The 25,363-nt window shown below is 74.4% G+C and carries 25 protein-coding genes and 3 pseudogenes; 9 read left to right on the forward strand and 19 right to left on the reverse strand.

What is annotated here, in order from left to right:
- Positions 1–43 precede the first annotated feature (43 nt).
- Positions 44–775 carry a VIT1/CCC1 transporter family protein gene (locus N8I86_RS11365; RefSeq protein ID WP_073892775.1) on the reverse strand — a complete coding sequence of 244 codons (732 nt, stop codon included), beginning with the start codon at positions 773–775 and terminating at the stop codon, positions 44–46.
- Between the two features lie 254 nt (positions 776–1,029).
- Here N8I86_RS11365 and N8I86_RS11370 point away from each other — a divergent pair.
- The 7 genes and pseudogenes from N8I86_RS11370 to N8I86_RS11400 form a co-directional block, all read left to right on the forward strand.
- Positions 1,030–2,121: pseudogene (locus N8I86_RS11370) on the forward strand (ADP-ribosylglycohydrolase family protein); the annotation flags it as partial.
- Between the two features lie 1,075 nt (positions 2,122–3,196).
- Positions 3,197–4,318: pseudogene (locus N8I86_RS11375) on the forward strand (ADP-ribosylglycohydrolase family protein).
- A 7-nt stretch (positions 4,319–4,325) separates the two neighbouring features.
- On the forward strand, positions 4,326–5,555 hold the full coding sequence (locus N8I86_RS11380; protein ID WP_263277714.1) for an ADP-ribosylglycohydrolase family protein: 1,230 nt from the start codon (positions 4,326–4,328) through the stop codon (positions 5,553–5,555).
- Positions 5,543–6,916, forward strand: coding sequence for an ADP-ribosylglycohydrolase family protein (locus N8I86_RS11385; RefSeq protein ID WP_073892779.1), 1,374 nt, complete (start codon positions 5,543–5,545; stop codon positions 6,914–6,916). Before N8I86_RS11380 ends, N8I86_RS11385 begins: the two co-directional genes overlap by 13 nt.
- Positions 6,913–7,806 carry a ribokinase gene (gene rbsK, locus N8I86_RS11390; RefSeq protein WP_073892793.1) on the forward strand — a complete coding sequence of 298 codons (894 nt, stop codon included), beginning with the start codon at positions 6,913–6,915 and terminating at the stop codon, positions 7,804–7,806. The genes N8I86_RS11385 and rbsK overlap by 4 nt, the downstream gene beginning before the upstream one ends.
- Positions 7,803–9,008 (forward strand): CaiB/BaiF CoA transferase family protein, encoded by a 1,206-nt coding sequence (locus N8I86_RS11395; protein WP_073892795.1) that lies wholly within the window; start codon positions 7,803–7,805, stop codon positions 9,006–9,008. Before rbsK ends, N8I86_RS11395 begins: the two co-directional genes overlap by 4 nt.
- Positions 9,005–9,817: an HpcH/HpaI aldolase/citrate lyase family protein gene (locus tag N8I86_RS11400; RefSeq protein WP_263277715.1), complete on the forward strand. Its 813-nt coding sequence runs from the start codon at positions 9,005–9,007 to the stop codon at positions 9,815–9,817. Before N8I86_RS11395 ends, N8I86_RS11400 begins: the two co-directional genes overlap by 4 nt.
- An 87-nt stretch (positions 9,818–9,904) precedes the next feature.
- On the opposite strand, the gene lgt is transcribed toward N8I86_RS11400, so the two are convergent.
- The 11 genes and pseudogenes from lgt to hisI form a co-directional block, all read right to left on the reverse strand.
- Positions 9,905–10,918 carry a prolipoprotein diacylglyceryl transferase gene (gene lgt, locus N8I86_RS11405; RefSeq protein ID WP_263277716.1) on the reverse strand — a complete coding sequence of 338 codons (1,014 nt, stop codon included), beginning with the start codon at positions 10,916–10,918 and terminating at the stop codon, positions 9,905–9,907.
- 82 nt (positions 10,919–11,000) lie between these two features.
- Complete coding sequence (locus N8I86_RS11410; protein WP_073892802.1) at positions 11,001–11,774, reverse strand: DsbA family protein; 774 nt, start codon at positions 11,772–11,774, stop codon at positions 11,001–11,003.
- Positions 11,775–11,894: 120 nt separating this feature from the next.
- On the reverse strand, positions 11,895–12,713 hold the full coding sequence (trpA, locus tag N8I86_RS11415; RefSeq protein WP_073892804.1) for a tryptophan synthase subunit alpha: 819 nt from the start codon (positions 12,711–12,713) through the stop codon (positions 11,895–11,897).
- Entirely contained in the window at positions 12,710–13,993 is a 1,284-nt protein-coding gene (trpB, locus tag N8I86_RS11420) for a tryptophan synthase subunit beta (RefSeq protein ID WP_073892806.1), read from the reverse strand. Before trpB ends, trpA begins: the two co-directional genes overlap by 4 nt.
- A gap of 729 nt (positions 13,994–14,722) precedes the next feature.
- On the reverse strand, positions 14,723–14,905 hold the full coding sequence (gene trpM, locus N8I86_RS11425; protein WP_073894086.1) for a tryptophan biosynthesis modulator TrpM: 183 nt from the start codon (positions 14,903–14,905) through the stop codon (positions 14,723–14,725).
- Between the two features lie 22 nt (positions 14,906–14,927).
- Complete coding sequence (trpC, locus tag N8I86_RS11430) at positions 14,928–15,737, reverse strand: indole-3-glycerol phosphate synthase TrpC (protein WP_073892808.1); 810 nt, start codon at positions 15,735–15,737, stop codon at positions 14,928–14,930.
- A gap of 189 nt (positions 15,738–15,926) precedes the next feature.
- Entirely contained in the window at positions 15,927–16,379 is a 453-nt protein-coding gene (locus tag N8I86_RS11435) for a DUF2752 domain-containing protein (protein ID WP_263277717.1), read from the reverse strand.
- 196 nt (positions 16,380–16,575) lie between these two features.
- Positions 16,576–16,833, reverse strand: coding sequence for an HGxxPAAW family protein (locus tag N8I86_RS11440; protein WP_073892812.1), 258 nt, complete (start codon positions 16,831–16,833; stop codon positions 16,576–16,578).
- Positions 16,834–17,007: 174 nt separating this feature from the next.
- A pseudogene (locus N8I86_RS11445) lies at positions 17,008–17,647 on the reverse strand (TIGR02234 family membrane protein).
- 51 nt (positions 17,648–17,698) lie between these two features.
- On the reverse strand, positions 17,699–19,195 hold the full coding sequence (locus tag N8I86_RS11450; RefSeq protein WP_073892817.1) for an anthranilate synthase component I: 1,497 nt from the start codon (positions 19,193–19,195) through the stop codon (positions 17,699–17,701).
- 11 nt (positions 19,196–19,206) lie between these two features.
- Complete coding sequence (gene hisI / locus N8I86_RS11455) at positions 19,207–19,599, reverse strand: phosphoribosyl-AMP cyclohydrolase (protein ID WP_263277718.1); 393 nt, start codon at positions 19,597–19,599, stop codon at positions 19,207–19,209.
- Between the two features lie 83 nt (positions 19,600–19,682).
- Between hisI and N8I86_RS11460 the strand changes: the two genes are divergently transcribed.
- Positions 19,683–20,318, forward strand: a complete 636-nt coding sequence (locus N8I86_RS11460; RefSeq protein WP_073892823.1) for a TIGR03085 family metal-binding protein — start codon at positions 19,683–19,685, stop codon at positions 20,316–20,318.
- A 14-nt stretch (positions 20,319–20,332) separates the two neighbouring features.
- A complete protein-coding gene (locus tag N8I86_RS11465; protein WP_073892826.1) occupies positions 20,333–20,731 on the forward strand; it encodes a VOC family protein in 399 nt (132 codons plus the stop codon).
- Between the two features lie 3 nt (positions 20,732–20,734).
- On the opposite strand, the gene N8I86_RS11470 is transcribed toward N8I86_RS11465, so the two are convergent.
- The 7 genes from N8I86_RS11470 to N8I86_RS11500 form a co-directional block, all read right to left on the reverse strand.
- Entirely contained in the window at positions 20,735–21,991 is a 1,257-nt protein-coding gene (locus tag N8I86_RS11470) for an MFS transporter (RefSeq protein WP_073892829.1), read from the reverse strand.
- Positions 21,992–22,004: 13 nt separating this feature from the next.
- On the reverse strand, positions 22,005–22,592 hold the full coding sequence (locus N8I86_RS11475) for an ArsR/SmtB family transcription factor (RefSeq protein ID WP_123438194.1): 588 nt from the start codon (positions 22,590–22,592) through the stop codon (positions 22,005–22,007).
- A 98-nt stretch (positions 22,593–22,690) separates the two neighbouring features.
- Positions 22,691–23,446, reverse strand: coding sequence for an imidazole glycerol phosphate synthase subunit HisF (gene hisF / locus N8I86_RS11480; RefSeq protein ID WP_073892835.1), 756 nt, complete (start codon positions 23,444–23,446; stop codon positions 22,691–22,693).
- Positions 23,443–23,838: a RidA family protein gene (locus tag N8I86_RS11485; protein ID WP_123438193.1), complete on the reverse strand. Its 396-nt coding sequence runs from the start codon at positions 23,836–23,838 to the stop codon at positions 23,443–23,445. Before N8I86_RS11485 ends, hisF begins: the two co-directional genes overlap by 4 nt.
- A complete protein-coding gene (priA, locus tag N8I86_RS11490) occupies positions 23,835–24,560 on the reverse strand; it encodes a bifunctional 1-(5-phosphoribosyl)-5-((5-phosphoribosylamino)methylideneamino)imidazole-4-carboxamide isomerase/phosphoribosylanthranilate isomerase PriA (protein WP_093478419.1) in 726 nt (241 codons plus the stop codon). The genes N8I86_RS11485 and priA overlap by 4 nt, the downstream gene beginning before the upstream one ends.
- A 3-nt stretch (positions 24,561–24,563) precedes the next feature.
- Positions 24,564–25,208 carry an imidazole glycerol phosphate synthase subunit HisH gene (gene hisH / locus N8I86_RS11495; protein WP_123438192.1) on the reverse strand — a complete coding sequence of 215 codons (645 nt, stop codon included), beginning with the start codon at positions 25,206–25,208 and terminating at the stop codon, positions 24,564–24,566.
- Positions 25,199–25,363: a hypothetical protein gene (locus tag N8I86_RS11500; RefSeq protein WP_176985766.1), complete on the reverse strand. Its 165-nt coding sequence runs from the start codon at positions 25,361–25,363 to the stop codon at positions 25,199–25,201. Before N8I86_RS11500 ends, hisH begins: the two co-directional genes overlap by 10 nt.

Here is a 25,363-nt window from a genome sequence, read left to right on the forward strand (position 1 = left end):
GTAACGGCTACTTATACAGCCCATTGCATAAGTACCGGCGGCGCTATCCTACGGCCGTTCCGAACAGGCTGCCCAGGGCGTACGTCACACCGGCCGCCGCGCCACCGAGGGCGAGCTGCCGCAGACCGCTGTACCACCAGGTGCGCGCGGTCACCTTGGCCACGACGGCACCGCAGCCGAAGAGGCCGGCGAGAGCGAGCAGCACGGCGGGCCACAGCGCGGTCGCGCCGAGCAGGTACGGCAGCAGGGGCAGCAGGGCACCGAGGGCGAAGGAACCGAAGGACGAGACGGCCGCGACCAGGGGCGAGGGCAGATCGCCGGGGTCGATGCCCAGTTCCTCGCGGGCGTGTATCTCCAGGGCCTGCTCGGGGTCCCTCGACAGCTGCCGCGCCACCTCCCGGGCCAGCTCGGGCTCGACCCCGCGGGCGACGTAGAGGGCGGCGAGCTCGTCCTCCTCGTCCTGGGGGTGCTTGCGCAGCTCCCGGCGCTCGACGTCGAGCTCGGCCTCGACCAGCTCACGCTGGGAGGCGACGGAGGTGTACTCGCCGGCCGCCATGGAGAAGGCACCGGCGGCGAGGCCCGCGAGCCCGGTGAGGACGATCGTCTGCTGGCCCACCGAACCGCCGGCCACACCGGTCATCAGGGCGAGGTTGGAGACCAGGCCGTCCATCGCGCCGAAGACGGCGGGGCGCAGCCAGCCGCCGTTGACGTCGCGGTGGGTGTGGTTGTCGCGGTGCGCCTCGTGCAGCGCGGCCTCGGTGTCGATGATGGCCATGCGGGACCCCCGGGATAGCTTAGCCAAAGCTAACTTTGGACGAGTTCTACTTTTTGATAACCCCGAACCTACGCCGATCATTCCGATCCTGCCAGCAAGGAAAGGCTGAGCTAACCTGCGCTTTTACCGTCGATCGCTCGTTCGTGCGAAGCTCCGCTCAGATGCCGAGTGGGTGACTCCGTGCGGGGAAAGGCTCACGGGGAGGGCTGTCGTGGGACACATCCGCAAAGTGGTCCTGCGAAGGAGGCCGCCCGATGGTGTCGATCGCCCGCACTCCCCCGGTCCCGGCGCCCGGGGACGCCGCCGAACTCCGCGAACGGGCCCGCGGCGCCCTGCTGGGCCTCGCCGTCGGTGACGCGCTGGGGGCGCCGGCGGAGAACCTCAGACCGTCCGAGATCCGCGCGCGCTGGGGCCGTATCACCGGGTACGTCACCGACCGGCCGTCCGGCACGGACGACACCGAGTACGCGATCTTCTCCGGGCTGCTGCTCGCCCGGCACGGCTCCGCGCTGACCCCGGCCCATGTGGAGGCGGCCTGGCACGAGTGGATCGCGGACCGGGCCGAGGCCCCCTTCCGGGGCGCGGGCTTCAGCGAACGCGGCACCCTGGAGAACCTCCGCCGGGGCCTGGCCGCGCCCATCTCCGCCCAGCACCGCCACGCCTGGAGCGACGGGCTCGCGATGCGGGCGGCTCCCTTCGGGGTCTTCGCGGCGGGGCGCCCCGGGGAGGCGGCCCGGCTGGTGGCCGTGGACGGCTCGATCAGCCACGAGGGCGAGGGCATCTACGGCGGCCAGGCGGTCGCGGCGGGAGTGGCGGCGGCGATGGCGGGAGCGCCGGTGCCGGTGGTGATCGCCTCCGCCCTCGCGGTCGTCCCGGACGACTCCTGGACGGCCCGCTCCCTGCGGCGCGCGGTCACCGTGTCCCACCGCGGCGAGCGGGCGGTCCGCTCCGCCGTGGTCGTCGGCGGCTACCCCTGGACCGACCTGGCCCCCGAGGCGGTCGCCCTCGCCTTCGGCGCGTACGCGGCGGCGGACGGCGACTTCCGGGAGGCGGTGCTGACGGCCGTCAACATGGGCCGCGACGCCGACACGACGGCGGCGGTGGCCGGTGCGCTGGCCGGGGCCACACAGGGGCTGGCCGCGATCCCGCCCGCCTGGGCGTCCGCCATCGGTCCCGCCCGCGGCCGCTGCCTGCCCTCCATGGCGGGCCACCACGTCCTGGACGTGGCGGAACTCCTGGTACCGGGCGAGGGCGGCAAGTGGGGCGCGGACGTCGTCCTGCCGGAGGTGCTGCCGGAACGCCTGAGAGGGGCGCTTTGGGGGCCCGCGCCCGAGCCGGCCCCGGACACCCTGCAGCCCGTCCACGAGGTCAGGCAGGTGCTCCCGCAGAGCCTCGGACAGGAACCGGCCCCCGACAGGGGGAGCACACCGGCCCCGCCCACCACGGCCGGACCACCACGGCCGGCCGCCGCGCCCGCGACCGCCGCCGCCGACACCGCCGCACCGGCCCCCCTCCCATCCGTCTCCCACCCCGCCACCGCACCCGCTCCCTTGCCCCCGGCCCCCGAGCCGGCCGGACCCCCACCCCACACACCCGCCGACAGGCCGGCGGGGCCGACCCCAGCACTCGTCGCCACCGGCCCGTCCGAACACCCCCCGCCCGCAGAACGGCCCCGCGCTCCCTTGCCCCCGGCCCCCGAGCCGGCCGGACCCTCACCGCACATGTCCGCCGACAGGCCGACCGGACGAACCACGGGACTCGTCCCCGTCACCGGCCCGTCCGAACACCCCCCGCCCGCAGAACGGCCCCCCGCTCCCTTGCCCCCGGCCCCCGAGCCGGCCGGACCCTCACCGCACATGTCCGCCGACAGGCCGACCGGGCGAACCCCGGCACTCATCCCCGTCACCGAGCCGTCCGAGCAGCCCTCGGCCCCGACCCACACTCCCCCGCCCGCAGAACGGCCCCCCGCTCCCTTGCCCCCGGCCCCCGAGCCGGCCGGACCCTCACCGCACACGTCCGCCGACAGGCCGACCGGACGAACCCCGGCACTCGCCCCCGTCACCGGCCCGTCCGAACACCCCTCGGCCCCGACCACCACACCCCCGCCCACCGAACGGCCCCCCGCTCTCCCCGCCGCCTCCGCGTCCGCCGAACGGCCCCCTGCCCTGCCGTCGGCCGAGCAGCCGATCCCCCTCCCGACCACGCCCCGGCCGGCCGGCCACCTCCCCCACTGCCATCGGCGACCGAGACCGCCGAGCGCCCCCGCGCCCTCCCCCTCGCCGCGCCCCCGCCGTCCGCGGCCGGGCCCGGCGACCCACCCGCCCCCGGTGCGGCCGAAGCGACCCCGCCCCCCGCCGGACACCCCCTGCACCCGTTGGTCGGGGCCGGGAACAGTGGGTCGCAGGACAGCGAGGGGCGGTCGTGAGCGCGCGCCGGGTCGAGGGGCTCCTTCTCGGTCTGGCCGCCGGGGACGCCGCCGGCTGGCCCGCGGCGAGGCACCGTGCCGCCCGCATGCCCGAGTGGACCCGCCGGCTGACCCGGGAACTGGACACCTTCGCGGAGCAGAACGCCACCACCACCCTCCCGGTGCCGATCGCCCTCAACCAGCCCCCCGAGCCCCTGCGCCTCGGCCCCTCCGACGACGCCGAGTGGGCCGCGTTCGCCGCCGAGGCGGTCCTGCGGGCCGGCGACGACGACGTCCTCGGCGACCTCAGCCGGGAACGCCGTATGCGCGCCGCCATCGACCTCACCTGGACCGCCGTCGCCTGCGAGGTCGCCGCCGCGGCGGAACGCGCCCCGGAGATCGAGGCGGCCGTCCTCCCCCTGCGCGCGCCGCCGCATCTCGGTGCGGGCGGGGCTCGGCAACCTCGCCGCCGGCCTGCGCCCGCCCGCCACCGGCCACGACAACCCGCACTACTTCGACGACGCCGCCTGCGTCCGCGCCTGCGTCCTCGCGGTCGCCCACCCCGGAGACGCCCCCGCGCCGCCGCCCTCGCCGAGTTCGACGCCCGCTACACCCAGGACGGCGACGGCGTGCACGGCGCCCGCGCGATGGCGGCGGCCCTGGCGCTGGCCCTCGCCGGAGCGGACACCGGCACCTGCGTGACCGCCGCGCTCGCCGAACTTCCCGCGGACACGGAGATCGGCCGCAACACCCGCCACGCGCTCGCGCTGGCCGGGGACGGCGAGTCGGCCTTCGCCCTCGTCCCGCTCCTCGAACACCAGATCGTCGACCACGTCTACAGCTACGGCATCGCCGCCGCCGAGACCGTGCCCGTCGCCCTGGCCCTCGCCACCGCCGCCCGCGGCCGTATCGCCGAAGCCGTACCCGCCGCCGCCTGCCTGTCCCGGGTCGCCGACTCCGCCCCCGCCCTCGTGGGCGCGCTGACCGGCGCCCTCGGCGGCGGCGCGGCGATCCCGCAGACCTGGCGGGACGCCTGCCGCACCCTGTCCGGCTGCGCCCTGCCCCGCCTCACCGGCACCGACCTGGTGGAACTCGCCGGACTGCTGGAAGCCGCGCAACCGGCCCTTCCGGGAGGATGATTCGGGCATGACGCCCGAAGAACCCAAAGACCCCGAACGACCCACCGACCCCCCGCGATCGGCTGAGGCGGACCGCGGCGAACCGCCCCGGCACGGACTCGACGAGCGGATCACCGGGGCGCTCGTGGGTGCCGCCGTCGGCGACGCCCTCGGCGGGCCGGTCGAGGGCTACTCCCCCGACCAGATCACCGAGCGCCACGGCGGCCGGATCCACGGCGTCGTCGGGCCCTGGCACGGTGACGAGTGGCGCACCGCCCGCCCCCTCGCGCCGTACCACAAGGGCGACGGCCACGTCACCGACGACACCTTGATGACCCACGCGCTGATCCGGGTCTACGACCGCGTGCGCGACCACCTCGACGCGTACGCGATCGCCGACCACCTGGTCCCGGACCTGATGACGAACCCCCGCTGGATCCCGGAACTGGAGGCGGAGGCGCTCCCCCTGCACCGCGTCTTCCTCGCCGAGAAGTGGCTCGTGGCCCGGCTCGCCTACGGCCACGTCGATCCCCGGGAGGCGGGGACCGGCAACATCGTCAACTGCGGCGCGGCGATGTACATGGCCCCCGTCGGCCTGGTCAACGCCGCCAACCCGGCCGCCGCGTACACCGAGGCGCTGGACGTCGCCGGTGCGCACCAGTCGTCGTACGGCCGTGAGGCGGCCGGGGTCTTCGCCGCGGCCGTCGCCGCCGCCACCGCACCGGACGCCACGCCGGACTCGGTCGTGACCGCCTGTCTGTCCCTCGCCCGGGACGGCACCCGCACGGCGATCGAGGAGGTCTGCGAAGTGGCGCGCGGGTACCGCGACTTCGAGTCGGCGCTCGGCCCGCTGCGCACGGCGGTCGCCCCCTACGACACGGTCGGCCCCGACTACCGCGCGCCCTCCCTCGGCGCCCGCCGCCCCTCCCGGCTGCACTCCATCGAGGAACTCCCCGTAGCCCTTGGCATGTTGCTGGTCTCCGGCGGCGACTACCGGCACGCCGTCCTGGGTTCGGTGAACTACGGCCGCGACTGCGACTCGATCGCCACGATGGCCGGAGCCCTCGCGGGCGCCCTCGGCTCCCCGGTGCCCGAGGAGTGGGCGAAGACGGTCGCCGAGGCGAGCCGCCTGGACCTGTGGGCACCGGCCCGCACGCTCACCGCCGTCACCCGCGAGGTCTTCGAACGGGACGTACAGCGCCGCCGCTCCCACGAGCAGGCGTTCACCGTGCTCGGAGGCCGCCCGTGCTGCGCCTGACCTGGGTCCAGCCGGAGGACCTGCTCGGCCACGAACTCCGCCAGGCCCGGCTGGACGGCCGGGAGCCGGCGGCGGTCGCGGCGCGCTGGCGCGCGGCCGGCGGCCCGGACGCGCCGGAACGCGCGGGGGCGTCCCCGCATCGGGCGTCCCGGTACCTGCGCCTGCTGGCCGAGGACCTGCTGGACGAACTCGCCGACCTGCCGAGCGGACTGGCCGAGGACGAGCCGACGGACCTGCCCCGGATCAGGGCCGCCTGTCCGGACTGGCCCGCCGCACGGGACCTCGCCCGGCCGGCCCCGGCCGCCCTGGAGGCCGCCTGGCTGGGCCGGGCCATCGGCTGCCTGCTCGGCAAGCCGGTGGAGAAGCTCCCGCTCGACGGTGTCCGCGCGCTTGCCCGGGCCACCGGGAACTGGCCCCTGACCGGCTACTTCACCGCCAGGGGCGTCCCCGCCGCGCTTCTCGACGCCTACCCCTGGAACCGCCGCTCGGCCGCCACCTCACTCGCCGAGAACGTCGACGGCATGCCCGAGGACGACGACCTCAACTACCCCCTGCTGAACCTGCTGCTCCTCCAGCGCCACGGGAAGTCCTTCACCACCGCGGACGTGGCCCGGCTCTGGCTGGACGAACTCCCGCCCGGCCGCACCTTCACGGCGGAGCGCATCGCCTACCGCAACCTCCTCGGCGGCATCGAGCCCCCGCACACCGCACGCCACCGCAACCCGTTCCGCGAGTGGATCGGCGCCCTGATCCGCGCCGACGTGCACGGCTGGAGCAACCCCGGCGACCCGGCCGCCGCCGCCGAACAGGCCCACCGCGACGCCGTCCTCACCCACACCGCCAACGGCGTCTACGCGGCGATGTTCACGGCCGCCGTCATCGCCACCGCCGCCGCGGGCACCCACGACGTCCACGGCTGCCTGCGCGCCGGCCGTGCGGTGGTCCCGGCCCGGTCCCGGCTCGCGAGGGCGGTCGACCACGCCGTCCGGCTGGCCGCCGCGCACGAGGACTTCGACACGGTCGTGGACGAACTCCACGCCACCTACGCCGCCACCCACCACTGGGTGCACGCCGTCCCCAACACCGCCCTGATCGCCGCCGCCCTCAGCCACGCGGACGGCGACTTCACGGGGTCCGTCGGCCGCGCGGTGTCCGGCGGCTGGGACACCGACTCGGCCGGCGCCACCGCAGGCAGCGTCGCCGGGCTCCTGGCCGGCGACCCCGCGGCCCTCCCCGACCACTGGCGGGCCCCGCTGAAAAACCGGCTCGCCACCACCGTCGGCGACTTCGACGGCACCGGATTCGACTCCCTCGCCCACCTCACCCACCTGGTCACCCACCCGGAGGCGACCCGCTCATGACCCACATCGCCGTCCTCGGCAGCACGAACATGGACCTCGTCGCCTACGTCACCAAGGCCCCGCAGCGCGGGGAGACCGTGACGGGACGGGAGTTCCGCACGGTCCCCGGCGGCAAGGGCGCCAACCAGGCCGTCGCCGCGGCCCGCGCCGGCGCCACCGTCTCGATGATCGGCGCCGTCGGCAACGACGCCTTCGGCCTGCGCCTGCGCGACACCCTCGAACACTCCGGGGTGGACACGGACTCCCTGCGCACCGTCGAGGGCCCCTCCGGCACCGCGCACATCGTGGTCGACGACGAGGGCGGCAACTCGATCGTCGTCGTCCCCGGCGCGAACGGCACCGTCGACCACCTCTCCCCCGGCGACGAGGGGGTGATCGCCTCCGCCGACGCCCTGCTGCTCCAGCTGGAGATCCCCCTGGCCGCGGTCGTCGCGGGCGCCGAGGCGGCCCGTCGGCACGGGGTCCGCACCGTCCTCACCCCGGCCCCCGCCCAGCCCCTGCCGGCCGAACTCCTCGCGGCCACCGACCTGTTGGTGCCCAACGAGTACGAGGCGGTCACCCTCACCGGCCGCACCGACCCGCGGGAGGCCGCCGCCGCCCTGCTGGACCAGGTCCCTGAGGTCGTCGTCACCCTCGGCGCGACCGGCAGCCTCTACCTGGCGCGGGGCGTCGAACCCCTGGTGGTCCCGGCGCCCCAGGTACCCGCCGTCGACTCCACGGGGGCGGGCGACACCTTCGTCGGCGCGCTCGCGGTGGCCCTCGCCGAGGAGAAACCGGTACGGGAGGCCCTGTCCTGGGCGGCCGCCGCGGCGGCCATCTCCGTCCAGCGGGCCGGAGCCTCCGCGTCGATGCCGTACCGCCCGGAGATCGAGGCGCAGTACACCGCATGAGGACGACGACACCCACGCCCCCCGCCCTGGACGGTCTGCGGGTCCTGGACCTCGCGACCCTGTTCGCCGGCCCGCTGGCCGCCACGATGCTCGGCGACTTCGGCGCCGAGGTGATCAAAATCGAGCACCCGCGCAGGCCCGACCCCTCCCGCGGGCACGGCCCCGCCAAGCAGGGGGTCGGCCTGTGGTGGAAGGTGCTCGGCCGCAACAAGCGAACCGTCACCCTCGACCTGTCCACGTCCGGCGGCCGCGCCACGCTGCTGCGGCTCGCCGCCGGTGCCGACGTCGTGATCGAGAACTTCCGCCCCGGCACCCTGGAGAGATGGGACCTGGGCTGGGACGAGCTGTCGGCGGCCAACCCGCGGCTGGTCCTCGCCCGGGTCACCGCCTTCGGCCAGTTCGGCCCGTACGCCCGCCGCCCGGGGTTCGGCACCCTCGCGGAGGCGATGAGCGGCTTCGCCGCGATCACCGGCGAACCGGACGCGCCGCCGACGCTCCCGCCCTTCGGGCTCGCGGACTCCGTCGCGGGCCTGGCGACCGCGTGCGCCGTGCTGACGGCGCTCGCCGCACGGGAGCGCACCGGCACGGGCCAGGTCGTCGACATGGCGATCATCGAGCCGATCCTGTCGGTCCTGGGCCCGCAGCCCACCTGGTACGACCAGCTCGGCTACGTCCAGGAACGCACCGGCAACCGGTCCGCGAACAACGCCCCGCGCAACACCTACCGCACCGCCGACGGCGCCTGGGTCGCCGTCTCCACCTCGGCGCAGTCGGTCGCCGAACGGGTGATGCGCCTGGTGGGCCGCCCGGAGCTGATCGCGGAACCGTGGTTCGCGACCGGCGCCGACCGGGCCGCCCACGCCGACGTGCTGGACGAGGCGGTCGGCTCCTGGATCGCCGTCCGCGACCGCGCCGAGGTGCTGGCGGCGTTCGAGAAGGCGGAGGCGGCGGTGGCCCCGGTCCAGGACGTCCGGGACGTCCTCGCCGATCCGCAGTACCAGGCCCTGGACACGGTCACCACCGTCCCGGACCCCGAGCTGGGCGCCCTGCGCATGCAGAACGTCCTCTTCCGCCTCTCCGCGACCCCCGGCGCGATCCGCTGGGCCGGCCGCCCGCACGGCGCCGACACCGACGCCGTGCTCACCGAGGCGGGCCTCGGCCCGGACGACATCGCCGCCCTGCGCGCGGAGGGCGCCCTGTGACCCCGACCCCGCTCACCTGGCTCTACGTCCCCGGTGACCGCCCGCACGTCGTCACCAAGGCGCTCGCCGCCGGTGCCGACGTCGTGGTGATCGACCTGGAGGACGCGGTCGCCCCGGACCGCAAGGAGTACGCCCGCTCGGCCACGGCCGAGCTGCTCCGCGCGCCCCAGCCGGTCCCGGTGCACGTCCGCGTCAACGCCCTGGACGGCCCCTGGGCGGCCGCCGACCTCACGGCGCTGGCCACCCTGCCGGGCGTCCGCGGGCTGCGGCTGCCGAAGGTGACCTCGCCCGGCCAGATCAGGCAGGTCGCGGTGGCGACACCGCTCCCGCTGTACGCCCTGCTGGAGTCGGCCCTCGGCATCGAGCACGCCCACGCGATCGCCGGCGCCCACCCCTCGCTGCGGGGCATCTCCCTGGGCGAGGCCGATCTCCGGGCCGACCTGGGGGTCCGGGCCGACGCGGGCCTGGACTGGTCCCGCTCCCGCGTGGTCGTCGCCGCCCGCGCGGCCGGCCTCGCCCCGCCGCCGCAGTCCGTCCACCCCGACATCCGCGACCTGGACGGCCTCGCCGCGTCCTGCGCCCACGGCCGCGCCCTCGGCTTCCTGGGCCGTGCCGCCATCCACCCCCGGCAGCTGCCGGTCATCGAGCGGGCCTACCTCCCCACCCCCGCGGAGATCGAGCAGGCCGAGACGATCATCAAGGCCGCGGCGGCCGACCCGGGCGCCCAGGCCCTGCCCGACGGCCGCTTCGTCGACGCGGCGGTGGTCGCCCTCGCCCAGCGGACCCTGTCGCTGGCCCGCAGGGCGTGACGGAGCCCGACCGCCGCGGCCACCCGCCCGGAACACACCGAGGGCGCCCGGAGATCCCGGGCGCCCTCGGTCACGTACGACCCGCGGTCAGCTCTTCTTCGGAGCGGACTCGGCGGCCTCCTCCTTCACCTGCCCGGCGTCCGGCCCGGCCTTCTCCCCGGCCCCGGCTGCGGGTTCCGCGCCGTCGGACGGGCCGTCCTGGACACCGCCGGCCGGCTCCTCGGAGGCACCCTCGGACCCTTCGGTGGCGGAACCGTCCGCCGGGCCCTCGGAGACCTCGTCGGCCGCCCCCGGCTCGACGACGGCCTCACGGCCCGGCCGGATCCGCGACGACACCACGATGTACGTCACGGCCAGCAGGAAGACGAACAGCGCGGTCCAGTCGTTGAGGCGCAGGCCCAGGATGTGGTGGGCGTCGTCGACGCGCATGTACTCGATCCAGCCGCGGCCCACGCAGTACGCGGCGACGTACAGCGCGAACGCCCGGCCGTGTCCCAGCTTGAAGCGGCGGTCGGCCCAGATGACGAGGAGCGCCACGCCCACGCACCACAGGGACTCGTAGAGGAAGGTCGGGTGGTAGTAGCCCGGCACCCGGCCGCCCTCGGAGGAGGTGATGTGCAGCGCCCACGGAACGTGCGTCTCGCGGCCGTACAGCTCCTGGTTGAACCAGTTGCCCCAGCGGCCGATGGCCTGCGCGAACGCGATGCCGGGCGCGACGGCGTCGGCGTAGGCGGGCAGGGGGATGCCACGGCGCCGGGCGCCGATCCACGCGCCCAGCGCACCGAGCGCGATCGCACCCCAGATGCCCAGGCCGCCTTCCCACACCTTGAAGGCGTCCACCCAGTTGCGGCCGTCGCTGAAGTACAGCTCGTAGTCCGTGATCACGTGGTACAGCCGGCCGCCGATCAGCCCGAACGGCACGGCCCAGACCGCGATGTCGGCGACCGTTCCGGAACGTCCGCCACGGGCGATCCAGCGCCTGTTGCCGAGCCAGACGGCGACGAACACACCGATGATGATGCAGAAGGCGTAGCCGCGCAGCGGGATGGGACCGAGGTAGTACACCCCGTGCGACGGGCTGGGAATGTAGGCAAGTTCCATGACAGGTCCGACGCTACCGTGCCGGGCGGTGGGGACGGCAAGCCGCCCGGCTACGGGTGCATAACGGGGGCGTGAGAAACGCTTACCCGTTGGCGGCGTCCTCCACCATCTGCTTGAGCTTGGCCGGGGTCATCGTCTGGTCCTGGTAGATGTTCTTGCCGTTGAGCAGAACCGTCGGCGTGCCGCCGAAGTTTCCGGCCTTGAAGGCCGCGTGGGACTTGTCGACCCAGCTGTTGTGGGTGCCGTCCTTCACGCACGTGCGGAAGGCGGGCGTGTCCAGGCCGTTCACCTTGCCGGCCAGCTCGATCAGCCGGGCGTCGTCGCCGAAGGCGTCGTCGGTCTCCTTCGGCTGGTTCGCGTACAGCACGTCGTGGTAGTCGCGGAACTTCCCGGCGTCCTGGGCGCAGGCGGCGGCGTTGGCGGCGCGTAGCGAGCCGGTGCCGCCGAGGTTGCCGTCGATCAGCCGGACCAGGTGGTACTCGACCCGCAGCTTCCCGGCGTCCGTCAGCTCGTGGAGCGTAGGCCGGTACGCCGCCTCGAAGGCCTGGCAGGCCGGGCAGCGGAAGTCCTCCCAGACGGTGAGCGTCGACTTGGCGCCGTCCTTGCCGACCGGGATCGCGAGGCTGTCCTTGCCCTGCGCGCCCGAGGGCGCCACGGCCGGGCCCGCGCTGCCGCCCTTGTCCTTGCCGGCGTTCGCGGCGAGCACGCCGATCACCGCCGCGAGGGCCAGGACGCAGACGACGCTCGCGCCCACGATCAGCGTGCGCCGACGCCTGTCCGCGGACTTCTGCTTCTCACGCTCGACCGCCAGCCGCTCCCGGGCGGTGCGCTTTCCGTCACGGTTCTTCTCGCTCACACCCCCAGAACGAACCGGGGAGGCGCAGCGCGCCTCCCCGGACCGAGGTCCACTCGTTCGAGTGACCGAGTGTTCCACGGTGGTCGCGCGGGATGTGCTGATAGGACAGGTGACCTGCGGTTACGCCTGTCCGCGCACGCCCTTGGCGAGCTCCCCGGCGAGCTCGCGGACCGCCTCCAGGCCGGTCGCGTCGTCGGGTGCGTCCAGCATCCGCTTCACGAAGGCCGAGCCGACGATGACGCCGTCGGCGAAGCCGGCGACCTCGGCTGCCTGGGTCGCGTCGGAGACGCCGAGTCCGACGCACACGGGCAGCGCGGAGCCGGCGGCCCGGGTGCGTTCGACCAGGTCCTGGGCCTGCGCGCCGACCGACTCGCGGGTGCCGGTGACGCCCATCAGCGAGGCGGCGTAGACGAAGCCGCTGCCCGCCGCGGTGATCCGGGCGAGCCGCTCGTCCTTGCTGCTGGGGGCGACGACGAAGACGGTCGCGAGGCCGTGCTTCTCGGCGTGCTCCCGCCACAGGGCGGACTCCTGCACCGGCAGGTCGGGCAGGATGCAGCCCGCGCCGCCCGCCTCGGCCAGCTCGGCCGTGAAGCGTTCGACGCCGTAGCGGTCGATGGGGTTCCAGTACGTCATGACGAGCACGGGCTTACCGGTGGCCGCGTGGGCCTCCGCGACCGTGCGCATGACGTCCGCGATCTTGACGCCGCCGCGCAGGGCGATGTCGTCGGCGGTCTGGATGACCGGTCCGTCCAGGACGGGGTCGCTGTGCGGCAGACCGACCTCGACGACGTCGGCCCCGCCGTCGAAGACGGCCTTGATCGCCTCGATGCCGCCGTCCACGGTCGGGAACCCGGCCGGGAGGTAGGCGATGAGCGCGGCCCGGCCCTCCGCCTTGGCGGCGGCGAGCGTGTCGGCCAGCAGCTGGATGTTGCCGCTCACTTGGCGTCCCCCTCGATCTCGGCGGTGTCGGCTTCGTTGGCGGCCACCTCGGCGTCGGTGTCGTAGAGGCCGAAGTAGCGCGCGGCGGTGTCCATGTCCTTGTCGCCGCGCCCGGACAGGTTGACGACGATCAGCCCGTCCCTGCCCAGTTCCTTGCCGACGTCCAGGGCGCCGGCGAGGGCGTGGGCGCTCTCGATCGCCGGGATGATGCCCTCGGTGCGCGAGAGCAGGCGCAGGGCCTGCATGGCGGCGTCGTCGGTGACCGCGCGGTACTCGCCGCGGCCGGAGTCCTTGAGGTAGGAGTGCTCGGGACCGATGCCCGGGTAGTCCAGACCGGCCGAGATCGAGTACGGCTCGGTGATCTGGCCCTCCTCGTCCTGCAGGACGTAGGACCGGGAGCCGTGCAGGATGCCGGGTTCGCCCGCGGTCAGGGTGGCCGCGTGCTCGCCGGTCTCGATGCCGTGGCCCGCCGGCTCGCAGCCGATCAGGCGGACGCCGTCGTCGGGGATGAAGGCGTGGAAGAGGCCGATGGCGTTGGAGCCGCCGCCGACGCAGGCGACCGCGGCGTCGGGCAGGCGCCCGGCGCGCTCCAGGATCTGGCGGCGGGCCTCGACGCCGATCACCCGGTGGAAGTCGCGCACCATGGCCGGGAAGGGGTGGGGCCCGGCGACGGTGCCGAAGAGGTAGTGCGTGCGGTCGACGTTGGCGACCCAGTCGCGGAACGCCTCGTTGATGGCGTCCTTCAGGGTGCGGCTGCCGGACTTCACGGCGACGACCTCGGCGCCGAGCATGCGCATGCGGGCCACGTTGAGGGCCTGGCGCTGGGTGTCGATCTCGCCCATGTAGATGGTGCAGTCGAGGCCGAAGAGCGCGCAGGCGGTGGCCGTCGCGACGCCGTGCTGGCCGGCGCCGGTCTCGGCGATGACCCGGGTCTTGCCCATGCGTTTGGTGAGCAGGGCCTGGCCGAGGACGTTGTTGATCTTGTGGGAGCCGGTGTGGTTGAGGTCCTCGCGCTTGAGGAACACCCGGGCGCCACCGGCGTGTTCGGCGAACCTGGGCACCTCGGTGAGGGAGCTGGGACGGCCGGTGTAGTGGACGAGCAGGTCGTCGAGCTCGCGGGCGAACTCGGGGTCGGCCTTCGCCTTGTCGTACTCGACGGCGACCTCGTCCACGGCGGCGACGAGCGCCTCCGGGATGAACTTGCCGCCGAACGCGCCGAAGTAGCCCTCGGCGCTGGGCACCTGGCCGGTGGGATCGGGGATGAAGAACTCGCTGGGCATACGGATACCTCGCAGGGGCTGGTGCCCCGGGTCGCTGGGCTTGGGGTACGGGTACGCGTGCGCCGGCCTCGCCGGTGTTCTCCCACCCGCCCGGTCCCGCCTGTCGGCAGGGCCCGGACAAGCACCCTCCCGGGCTACCGGGCTCCGCCCACCGCACGACTCCGCCGGCGGCGCCGCGCTCCGGCCGACCGGCTCACGACCCCGTGGGGACCGCGTCCGGCCGCCCCGTGTCGCGGGCCCGAGCGAACCCGGGGACGCTCTCCGGCCGGCCGCTCACGCACCCGAAGGGAACGCGTCCGGCCGCCCGTGTCGCGAACCCGACGGGGACGCTCACCGGTCGACCGCTCACGAACCCCGAGGGACCCGCGTCCGGTCCGCCGGGCGTGCCCCGTGCGGGCCGTCGCCGGTCGCGGCGTGCGGGGACCCGTGGGGTCGCTTCCGGACAACCGGTCCGGGTTGCCGTGAGGCGCTCCCGACGGCCGGGGCGCGAACCGGACGGGCCGTTCGCCGGCCGGCCGAGTCGCGGGCCGCATGGGGGTGAGCCCGAAGGGCGGCCCGTCGGCCGACCGCGTCGCGGGACCGGGTGGGTCGCCCCTCGGCAGGCCGAGTCGCGAGCCGTCACGGGCCGGAGAGCCGGTGGGTGGGCGTGGGCCGAGGGGCCGGAGCCCCGGGTCGGCCCGGGTGGGGCGAGGGTGGGGGCTCAGCCGAGGACCGTGGGAAGACGGCCGCTCAGCCGGCGCACACGGCGGGACGCCATCGCATGCCGTTCACCTGGCCGGGCTCGTCGCCGATCACGTAGCGGACCCGCCGCCCGTGCACCCGGCGCGCGGGGGCACGGCAGCCGCGGGGCCGGCAGCCTCGGGCGAGGCGGGCGTACGGGTCCCGCGTCGCCGGGGTGATCGGAAGCATCATCAGGACCAAGCCTACCGAAGGATCAGCCCCGGCCGTGCCGGAGCGCGGGGTGCTCGCCCGCGGCGACCAGGTCGGAGACGGCCGCCTTGGGGTCGCGTCCGGTGACGAGGGACTCGCCCACCAGGACCGCGTCCGCACCGGCGTTGGCGTAGGCGATCAGGTCGTGCGGTCCGCGCACACCGGACTCGGCGACCCGCACGAGGTGGTCGGGGATCTCCGGGGCGACCCGCTCGAAGGTGCCGCGGTCGACCTCCAGCGTCCTGAGGTTGCGCGCGTTCACACCGATGATCTTGGCGCCCGCGTCCACGGCCCGCTCGACCTCGTCCTCGTCGTGCACCTCGACGAGCGGGGTGAGCCCGATGGACACGGCCCGCTCGATCAGCGACTCCAGGGCCGGCTGGTCGAGGGCGGCGACGATCAGCAGCGCGAGGTCGGCGCCGTACGCCCGGGCCTCCCACAGCTGGTAGGACGTGACGATGAAGTCCTTGCGCAGGACCGGGATGTCCACGCGCGCGCGGACGGCCTCCAGGTCGTCCAGCGAGCCGCCGAAGCGGCGCTGTTCGGTGAGGACGGAGATGACGGCCGCACCGCCCGCCTCGTAGTCCGCGGCCAGCCCGGCCGGGTCGGCGATCGCGGCCAGCGCGCCCTTGGAGGGGCTCGAGCGCTTGACCTCGCAGATCACCTTGACGCCGTCGCCCTTGAGCGCGGCCACCCCGTCCTTGGCGGCGGGGGCCTTGGCCGCGCGCTCCTTGAGCTCGTCGAGGCTGACGCGTGCCTGCCGCTCCGCGAGGTCGGCACGGACTCCGTCGATGATCTCGTCGAGCACACTCACGCGAGCGGCCCCCTTCCGGACGGTGGTTCCTTCAGGTTCTGAAAACCTCTGGTCACTGCGATGGTATCCGCAGGAACGGGGTGGCCTCGCATCCGGTGGACGGCGGTCCCACTACCTGGACATTTCACCCCGTGACCGCCCGGCGGGCCACCGGGCGGACCGCGTGACGGGCCACCCGCCGGGACCGCCTCAGGGACGCAGCCATGCTCCGGCGGGCAGGTTCCGCAGCACGGTGAACGCCAGCAGCAGGGTGCCGATCGCCCACAGGTGCGCCGGGCCGAGGGCAAGCCGCAGCGGCCGGTCGCGTGCCGCCCGGGCCACCCAGACGGCCCACAGCACGGCGAAGCCCACGTAGGCGACGACACCGGCCGCGTTGTCGTGCAGGGCGGTGCCGAGGTCGCCGTGGACGAAGGCGTGCGCGCTGCGCAGTCCGCCGCAGCCGGGGCAGTACAGGCCGGTGAGCCGGAAGAGGGGGCAGACCGGGTAGTGGCCGGGCTCGTTGGGGTCGACGGCGCCCACGTAGGCGCAGGCTCCGGCGACGGCCGCGAACAGCCCGGCCGGAACGGCGAGCCGCCGCCATGCCGGGACGGGCGGGACGGGGCGCGGAGCCGGGGCGGGGACCGGGCGGCTGTCGGCGTTCACGCGGGCATTCTGCCCCGCCGCTCCGGTACGCGCGCGGGCGAAGCGGCCGCCCGGCGGTCGTACGGCCTCGGCCCGGCGGCCCCGCACCCGACGACCCGGCAGCCCCGCACCCGACCACCCGGCGACCCCGCACACGACGAGGGGCGGCCCGCACCCTTCCGGATGCCGGGCCGCCCCTCGTGGGAAACCTGGGGGCTCAGCCCTCGACGCCGGCCGGCTCGCGGGTCGCGACGGGAGCCGTCCGGGGAGCGGCGTGCGCCTCCTTCGGCATGCCGAGACCCATGGCGCGCATGATGCCGCCGACGACACCGCCGAGGACCACGATCACCATGCCGGCCCAGAAGCCGAGCGGCTGGGCCATCACCATGAAGGCGCCCGCGACGCAGAAACCGATGAAAGCGATAGTGACACCGGTCCAGGCGGCCGGGGTGTGACCGTGGCTGCTGCCCGCCATGACTTGCTCCTCGTTGCTGTGTACGTGTCGTAGTACGTGTCCGTACGGTTCCGAGCCCGCCCGTCACTGTCCGAGCCGGACGCTCTCCTCCATTGTCCCGTACGCGCGGGGCTGCCGGACGCGGGGGTGGCGTCTGGTTCGCCACATTCCCGCGCGGCCAGCCCGTGCGGCGGCTCAGGCGCCGGTGGGGTCCTCACCGCGGTCCAGGGCCTTCCAGATCTCCTCAGGGCGCTCCGGGTCGACCGGGCGGGCGGTGCGGCGCGGGCGGTCGCCACCGCGCTCGTAGTAGGCCGGACATGGCGGGCCAGCGGCTGCCGAAGCGCAGCGCGAGCAGGCCGGCGAGCAGGATCAGGGCACCGCCGACGGCCGCGACGTAGGGCCAGCCGGTGTGGCTGAGCGCGGCGACCGTGGCGGAGGTGTCGCCGCTGGCCTGGGCCGCCTTCTCGTCCAGCACGGAGGTGTCGGAGGCGGACACGAGGGCGGCGGCCACGATGCCGGCGCCGGACAGCGCGAGCAGGGCGGAGACGAGGAGGCGGCCGGCCCTGCGGACGGCGAAGACGGCGACGAGCGCGGCGAGGCCCACTATGGCGAGGGCCGCGGGGACGCCGGTGACGTCGCTGCCCTTCACGGTCAGCGGGAACGCGCCGCCGGCCACCGTCGCGGTGCCCTCCGCCCAGCGCTGCCGGGTCGCGAGCAGCGTCACGGCCGCGCCGAGGGCACCGAACAGGAGGGCCGCGGCGAGGCTCCGCCGGCCGGACCGGGCGGGTGCGGCGGCTTCGGAACGGGGGTGGGGAACAGCAGTCACGTAGTCCACTATCGCCTGAACCCCGGGCGAACCGTCACCCGGGGTTCCATGAGATGCGCCCTACTCGGCGGAACCGGGCCGTCCGCCCAGGCGGTTGGCGGTGTGCACGGCGCGCAGGACCGCCGCCGCCTTGTTGCGGCACTCCTGGTCCTCGGCGACCGGGTCGGAGTCGGCGACGATGCCGGCACCGGCCTGTACGTAGGCCGTGCCGTCCCGCAGCAGGGCGGTGCGGATGGCGATCGCGGTGTCGGAGTCGCCGGCGAAGTCGAGGTAGCCGACGCAGCCGCCGTACAGGCCGCGGCGGGAGGGCTCCAGTTCGTCGATGATCTGCATCGCGCGCGGCTTGGGGGCGCCGGAGAGGGTGCCCGCGGGGAAGCACGCGGTGAGCACGTCGAAGGCCGTGCGGCCCTCGGCGACCTTGCCGGTGACGGTCGAGACGATGTGCATCACGTGCGAGTAGCGCTCGACGGACATGAAGTCGACGACCTCGACCGAACCCGGCTCGCAGACCCGCCCGAGGTCGTTGCGGCCGAGGTCCACCAGCATCAGGTGCTCGGCGCGCTCCTTGGGGTCGGCGAGGAGTTCGTCGGCGAGGGCCTGGTCCTCCTGCGGGGTGGCGCCGCGGTGCCGGGTGCCGGCGATGGGGTGCACCATGGCCCGCCCGTCCTCGACCTTCACCAGGGCCTCCGGGGAGGAGCCGACGACGTCGAACCCGTCGAAGCGGAAGAGGTACATGTACGGCGAGGGGTTGGTCGCCCGCAGCACCCGGTAGACGTCGAGGGCGCTCGCCGTGCAGGGCGTCTCGAACCGCTGGGAGGGCACGACCTGGAAGGCCTCGCCGGCCCGGATGCGTTCCTTGACGTCCTCGACGGCCCGCTGGAAGTCCGGGCCGCCCCACAGCGCGGTGTACTCGGGCAGCTCGGAGGGCGGCAGAACGGCCGGGGGCTGGGCCACCGCGCGCGTGAGGTCGGCCTCCATGGCGTCGAGGCGGGCCACGGCGTCCGCCCAGGCCTCGTCGACGCCGGTGTCCAGGTCGTTGTGGTTGATCGCGTTGGCGATCAGCAGGACCGAGCCCTCCCAGTGGTCCATCACGGCGAGGTCGCTGGTCAGGAACATGGTCAGCTCGGGCAGCCGCAGGTCGTCGCGCTCGCCGGGGCCGATCTTCTCCAGGCGGCGGACGATGTCGTAGCCGAGGTAGCCGACCATGCCGCCGGTGAAGGGCGGCATGCCCTCCTGGTGGGGGGTGTGCAGGGTCTGGATGGTGGCCCGCAGGGCGGCGAGCGGGTCGCCGTCGACGGGGACGCCGACCGGCGGGTCGCCGAGCCAGTGCGTGCGGCCGTCGCGCGCGGTGAGCGTGGCGGCGGAGCGGACGCCCACGAAGGAGTACCGGGACCAGGAGCGGCCGTTCTCCGCGGACTCCAGCAGGAAGGTGCCGGGGCGCTCGGCGGCGAGCTTGCGGTAGAGCGCGACCGGGGTGTCGCCGTCGGCGAGGAGCTTGCGCGTGACCGGGATGACGCGCCGGTCGGTGGCGAGCTTGCGGAAGGTCTCGAGGTCCATGGCCGTCGACCTTACTGACCGGCGCGGAGGGAACCGGAATCGGCGCCCGCGAGCAGGACGTCCTCGTCGAAGCAGGTGCGCGCGCCGGTGTGGCAGGCGGCGCCCACCTGGTCGACCTTGACCAGCACGGTGTCGGCGTCGCAGTCCAGCGCGACCGACTTCACCCACTGGAAGTGGCCGGAGGTGTCGCCCTTGACCCAGTACTCCCCGCGGCTGCGCGACCAGTAGGTGCAGCGGCCGGTGGTGAGGGTGCGGTGCAGCGCCTCGTCGTCCATCCAGCCCAGCATCAGCACCTCTCCGGTGTCGTACTGCTGGGCGATGGCGGGGACGAGGCCGTCGGCGCTGCGCTTGAGGCGGGCGGCGATCTCCGGGTCGAGGCCGCTGGGCGGGGGCGTGCTGCTCATGGGTGCCATTGTGCCGCGCCGGGAGGGGCGGTGACCGTCCGTGTCCACTGGGCGGACCTGGCGCGCGGTCGTAGGCTGAGTCCATGTCGACCTTCGCCAAGCGTGAACGGCTGCTGCTCGCCGACCTCTTGGAAACCGTCGGTCCGGACGCCGAGACCCTCTGCGAGGGCTGGCGGGCCCGGGACCTGGCCGCGCACGTGATCGTGCGTGAGCGCCGTCCGGACGCGGCGGGCGGCGCGCTGATCAAGCCGCTCGCGTCGCGCCTGGAGAAGGTGATGGCGGAGTACACCGCGAAGCCGTACGAGGAGCTGATCCAGCTGATCCGTACCGGCCCGCCCCGCTTCTCACCCTTTCAGCTCAAGCAGGTGGACGAGGCGGCCAACGTCGTCGAGTTCTACGTCCACACGGAGGACGTGCGCCGGGCCCAGCCGGACTGGGGCCGACGGGAGCTGGACGCGGTGTTCCAGGACACGCTGTGGTCCCGGCTGGAGCGGATGGCGCGGCTGATGGGCCGGGGTGTGCCCACGGGTCTGGTGCTGCGCCGGCCGGACGGTCAGACGGTGGTGGCGCACCGCGGCGCGCCGGTGGTCACGGTGACGGGCGAGCCGTCGGAGCTGCTGATGTTCGCCTACGGCCGGCAGGACGCGGCCCAGGTGGAGCTGGAGGGCGACGCGGCGGCGATCGACACCCTGCACGCGTCCCGGCAGCTCGGCATCTGAAGGGGGCACCTCCGGTGATCAAGGTCGCGATGACCAACGTGTACGTCGACGACGTGGCCAGGGCGCACGCCTTCTACACCGAGGTCCTCGGCTTCGAGACGCGCGTCCACATGGATCTCGGCAACGACACGCTGTTCGTCACGGTCGGGGCGCCGCAGGGGGCCCAGCCGGATCTGCAGCTGCTGCTGGAGCCCGGTCAGGGGCCCGTCGCGGAGCCGTACCGCAGGGCGGTGTACGAGGCGGGTCTGCCGTGCATCGTCTTCTCGGTGGACGACCTGGCGGCGGAGTACGCGCGGCTGACCGGCCTCGGTGTGCGGTTCGCGCACGAGCCGCAGGAGCAGGGGCCGGTGCTGGCGGCGGTGCTCGACGACACGGTGGGCAATCTCGTGCAGCTGGTCCAGCCGCGGGGATGACGGTCAGCCGGGCAGTTCCGCGCGGCGCAGGCCGGGGACGGCGAGGGCGACGACCCCGCCGAGACCGCAGACGACCGCGCTGACGACGTAGACCGGGCCGAGGCCCCAGGTCCCGATCGCGGCGGCCGCGAACGGCATGCTCAGCGGGGCGAGGCCGAGGCTGACCAGTCCGGCGACGGCGGTGACCCGGCCCAGGTAGGCGGGGTCGGCGCAGGTCTGCAGCAGGGCCCCGCACAGGGCGCCGCTGAGCCCGGCGAGCAGGCCCACGAGCGCGGCGACGACGACGGCGCCGGTGAGCGCGGGGACGAACCCGAGGGCGCCGATGGCCACCGACCCGGCCGTGCAGGCGCAGCCGATGACGACGCCCGCGCGGGGCACCCGGCCGCGCACCGCCAGCAGCAGCGCGGCGGCGCCCGCGCCGACCCCGAAGCCGGCGAGGACCCAGCCCATGCCGGAGGCTCCCCAGCCGCGCCGGTCGGCGAGCAGGGTGAGGCCGACGTTGAGCGGGCCGACGAAGCCGAAGTCGCCGAGGGCGATGGCCAGCATCAGCGGGGCGAGGACGCGGTGGTGGCGGATGTACCGCAGCCCGGCCGCGAGATCTCCCAGTGCGGTGGTGCCGCCCGGGCGGGGCGCGTCGTCCGCGGGCAGGTCGCGGACGCGTACGGAGATCAGCAGCGGTACGGAGACGGCGATGAGCAGCCCGGCCAGGGCGAAGGCGGCGGACGCCCCGCCGACGGCCACGCCGAGCCCGCCGAGCGGGGCGCCGAGCACGTTGGAGAAGCGGATGGCGAGACCGCGCATGCCCTGGACCCGGGCGAGCTGGCCCTTGCCGGTGAGGCGGGCCGGGAGGGCGCCGACGGCGGGCATGAACACCGCGTCGACCGTGCCGAAGACCAGGGCCAGCAGGGCGAGCGGCCACAGTCCGGGGGTGGTGAGGAAGAGCAGGGCGGCCACGGCGAGGACAGCCGCGCAGCGGACGGCGTCGCTGCCGATGACGACCCGGCGCGGGCCGAGCCGGTCGGCGATCACTCCGCCGCCGAGCATCAGCACGGCCCGGGGCAGCGCGCTGGCGGACATCACGAGTCCGGCCTGGGCCGGGGAGCCCGCCTGGACGGCGGCCCAGGACAGGGCCAGGTAGTAGACGCCGTCGCCGAGCATCGAGGAGGTGTAGGCGGCGAGCCAGCGCAGCACGTTGGGGTCGCGGTGGGCGGGCGCGTCGGCCGCGGTGGCGGCGGGCGCGGGTATCAGGGTGTCGGTCACCAGGGGTCCCTTGTCAGACGCGGAACGGGAATCCGTACACGTGCAGCGCGACGTGCTCGCGCCCTTCGGTGTCGCCGGCGGCCTCGCGGGCGCGCCCCTGCTCGTCGTAGCGCCTGAGCAGGTCGTGCAGGTCCTTCTTCAGCGCGCCCAGTTCCTCGGCGGTGAGCCGGAGCAGGGACTCCGAGTCGTGGGCGGCCTCGTTCCACTCCGCGCCCCAGTGGGCGCGGGTGTCCAGGTATCCGCGGTACATCTCGGCCCGCTGGTCCACGAACATGCGGGAGGCGGCGAGGTGCGCGGCCGCCTTCTCGGGGGCGTCGCGGAAGTCCTCGTCGCGGATGGAGACCGTCTCGGACGCGGGCTGCCACCAGCGCTCCCGGCCGTCCGCGCGCTGCGGGTCGGCGGCCTCGATCAGGCCGTGCTCGGCGAGCTTGCGCAGGTGGTAGCTGACCAGGGAGACGGCCTCGTCGACCTGCTCGGCCAGCTGGGAGGCGGTGGCCGCCTCGGCGACGAACAGCAGCCGGTAGAGCTTCATGCGCAGCGGATGGGAGAGGGCCTTGAGGGTGCCCGTGTCGGTGATCCGCCGCTCCTGCTGACTCGCCATACCGCGACCCTAGATACGAAAGAGAAGTTGCACAACTTATTTTGCGCAACTTCTCTTTCGTTTTCGGCCGTACTCGGAGCGGTCGGGGCGAGGGGAGGTCAGCGGACGGGGTGCCCCGCTTCGCGCAGGGTCCGCTTCACCTCGCCGATCCGCAGGTCGCCGAAGTGGAACACCGACGCGGCCAGCACCGCGTCCGCGCCCGCCGTGACGGCCGGCGGGAAGTGCGCGAGGCCGCCCGCGCCGCCGGACGCGATCACCGGGACCGTGACGTGCTTGCGGACGGCCGCGATCATCTCCAGGTCGTAGCCGTCCTTGGTGCCGTCCGCGTCCATGGAGTTCAGCAGGATCTCCCCCGCGCCCAGCTCGGCCGCCCGGTGCGCCCACTCGACGGCGTCGATGCCGGTCCCGCGGCGGCCGCCGTGGGTGGTCACCTCGAAGGATCCGGACTCGGTCCGGCGGGCGTCGACGGAGAGGACCAGCACCTGCCGGCCGAAGCGCTCCGCGATCTCCCGGATCAGCTCGGGACGGGCGATGGCCGCGGTGTTCACGCCCACCTTGTCGGCGCCGGCCCGCAGTAGCTTGTCGACGTCCTCGGCCGTACGGACACCGCCGCCGACCGTCAGCGGGATGAACACCTGTTCCGCGGTGCGGCGCACCACGTCGTACGTCGTCTCCCGGTCGCCCGAGGACGCGGTGATGTCCAGGAACGTCAGCTCGTCGGCGCCCTCGGCGTCGTACACCTTGGCCATCTCGACGGGGTCGCCGGCGTCGCGCAGGTTCTGGAAGTTGACGCCCTTGACGACCCGGCCGTTGTCCACGTCCAGGCAGGGGATGACTCGGATGGCCAGGGTCATGCCGTCACTCCTCGGAACGCCTCCACCTCGACCTCGACGACCAGGCTGGGGTCGACGAAACCGGAGACAATGATCATGGACGCGGCGGGCCGGACGGCGTCGAACAGCTCCTTGTGGGCCCGGCCGACCTCGTCCACGTCACGGGCGTGCGTGAGGTACATGCGGGTGCGGACGACGTCGTCACGGCCGAGCCCCAGCTGATCGAGCGCCGCCAGGGCGACCTTGAACGCGTTGACCGCCTGCTCGTACGGGCCGCCCCCGGCGATCTGCCCGTCCACGATGGAGGTGCAGCCCGAGACCAGGACCAGGCCGTTCGGCAGCTCCACCGCGCGGGAGTAGCCGAACTGCTCCTCCCAGGGCGCGCCGGTGGACACGCGTCGGACGTCGCTCACTCGGCCACCGCCTCCAGTGCCTCTTCCAGGGTGAACGCCTTCGCGTACAGGGCCTTGCCGACGATGGAGCCCTCGACACCGAGGGGCACGAGACCGGCGATGGCGCGCAGGTCGTCCAGGGAGGACACGCCGCCGGAGGCCACGACCGGGCGGTCGGTGACCGCGCAGACGTTGCGCAGCAGCTCCAGGTTCGGGCCCTGGAGGGTGCCGTCCTTGGCGATGTCGGTGACGACGTAGCGGGCGCAGCCCTCCTTGTCGAGGCGCGCCAGCGTCTCGTAGAGGTCGCCGCCGTCGCGGGTCCAGCCGCGGCCGCGCAGGGTCGTGCCGCGCACGTCCAGGCCGACGGCGATCTTGTCGCCGTGCTCGGCGATGACCTTGGCGACCCACTCGGGGGTCTCCAGGGCCGCGGTGCCCAGGTTCACGCGGGTGCAGCCGGTGGCGAGGGCGGCGGCGAGGGTGTCGTCGTCGCGGATGCCGCCGGACAGCTCCACCTTGATGTCCATCGCACGCGCGACCTCGGCGATCAGCTCCCGGTTGTCGCCGGTGCCGAACGCGGCGTCCAGGTCGACCAGGTGCAGCCACTCGGCGCCCGAGCGCTGCCAGGCGAGGGCGGCCTCCAGCGGCGAGCCGTAGGAGGTCTCGGTCCCGGACTCGCCGTGGACGAGGCGTACGGCCTGGCCGTCGCGGACGTCGACGGCGGGGAGGAGTTCGAGCTTGGCCATGGTCTACAGGGTTCCGATCCAGTTGGTGAGGAGCTGGGCGCCGGCGTCGCCGGACTTCTCGGGGTGGAACTGCGTCGCCCACAGGGCGCCGTTCTCCACGGCGGCCACGAACGGCTCGCCGTGCGTCGACCAGGTGACCTTGGGGGCCTCGATCACCGGGTTGTGCGTCTCCAGGGCCCAGTCGTGGACGGCGTAGGAGTGCACGAAGTAGAAGCGGGCGTCGGCGTCGAGGCCCGCGAAGAGCCGGGAGCCGGCCGGGGCGTCGACGGTGTTCCAGCCCATGTGGGGCACCACCTCGGCCTGGAGAGGCGCGACCGTGCCCGGCCACTCGTCCAGGCCCTCGGCCTCCACGCCGTGCTCGATGCCGCGCGCGAAGAGGATCTGCATGCCGACGCAGATACCCATCACCGGGCGGCCGCCGGACAGCCGGCGGTCGATCACCCAGTCGCCGCGGGCGGCGCGCAGACCCCGCATGCAGGCGGCGAAGGCGCCGACGCCCGGCACGAGCAGGCCGTCGGCGTTCATCGCCCGGTCGAAGTCACGGGTGATCTCGACGTCGGCGCCCACGCGCGCGAGGGCCCGCTCGGCGGACCGGACGTTGCCGAAGCCGTAGTCGAAGACCACGACCTTCTTGGTGCTCAATTCCACACCTCCAGCCGCAGGACGCCCGCGACGAGGCACATCCCCGCGCCGATGGAGAGCAGCACGATGAGGCTCGCGGGCATCTTCTGCTTCACGAAGGAGACGATGCCGCCGACCAGGAAGAGGCCGACGACGATCAGGAGGGTCGACAGACCGTTCAT

The organism is Streptomyces albidicamelliae (assembly GCF_025642175.1).
Classification (GTDB): Bacteria; Actinomycetota; Actinomycetes; order Streptomycetales; family Streptomycetaceae; genus Streptomyces; species Streptomyces albidocamelliae.

What these genes read in the sequence shown, in the direction of transcription:
- priA (WP_093478419.1), bottom strand. Translation starts at nt 24,560, where the DNA reads ATGGCCAAGCTCGAACTCCTCCCCGCCGTCGACGTCCGCGACGGCCAG.
- hisF (WP_073892835.1), bottom strand. Translation starts at nt 23,446, where the DNA reads ATGACCCTGGCCATCCGAGTCATCCCCTGCCTGGACGTGGACAACGGC.
- trpM (WP_073894086.1), bottom strand. Translation starts at nt 14,905, where the DNA reads ATGATGCTTCCGATCACCCCGGCGACGCGGGACCCGTACGCCCGCCTC.
- trpB (WP_073892806.1), bottom strand. Translation starts at nt 13,993, where the DNA reads ATGCCCAGCGAGTTCTTCATCCCCGATCCCACCGGCCAGGTGCCCAGC.
- N8I86_RS11500 (WP_176985766.1), bottom strand. Translation starts at nt 25,363, where the DNA reads ATGAACGGTCTGTCGACCCTCCTGATCGTCGTCGGCCTCTTCCTGGTC.
- N8I86_RS11475 (WP_123438194.1), bottom strand. Translation starts at nt 22,592, where the DNA reads ATGGCGAGTCAGCAGGAGCGGCGGATCACCGACACGGGCACCCTCAAG.
- N8I86_RS11380 (WP_263277714.1), top strand. Translation starts at nt 4,326, where the DNA reads ATGACGCCCGAAGAACCCAAAGACCCCGAACGACCCACCGACCCCCCG.
- N8I86_RS11395 (WP_073892795.1), top strand. Translation starts at nt 7,803, where the DNA reads ATGAGGACGACGACACCCACGCCCCCCGCCCTGGACGGTCTGCGGGTC.
- hisI (WP_263277718.1), bottom strand. Translation starts at nt 19,599, where the DNA reads ATGAGCAGCACGCCCCCGCCCAGCGGCCTCGACCCGGAGATCGCCGCC.
- rbsK (WP_073892793.1), top strand. Translation starts at nt 6,913, where the DNA reads ATGACCCACATCGCCGTCCTCGGCAGCACGAACATGGACCTCGTCGCC.
- N8I86_RS11460 (WP_073892823.1), top strand. Translation starts at nt 19,683, where the DNA reads ATGTCGACCTTCGCCAAGCGTGAACGGCTGCTGCTCGCCGACCTCTTG.
- N8I86_RS11365 (WP_073892775.1), bottom strand. Translation starts at nt 775, where the DNA reads ATGGCCATCATCGACACCGAGGCCGCGCTGCACGAGGCGCACCGCGAC.
- lgt (WP_263277716.1), bottom strand. Translation starts at nt 10,918, where the DNA reads ATGGAACTTGCCTACATTCCCAGCCCGTCGCACGGGGTGTACTACCTC.
- N8I86_RS11440 (WP_073892812.1), bottom strand. Translation starts at nt 16,833, where the DNA reads ATGGCGGGCAGCAGCCACGGTCACACCCCGGCCGCCTGGACCGGTGTC.
- N8I86_RS11450 (WP_073892817.1), bottom strand. Translation starts at nt 19,195, where the DNA reads ATGGACCTCGAGACCTTCCGCAAGCTCGCCACCGACCGGCGCGTCATC.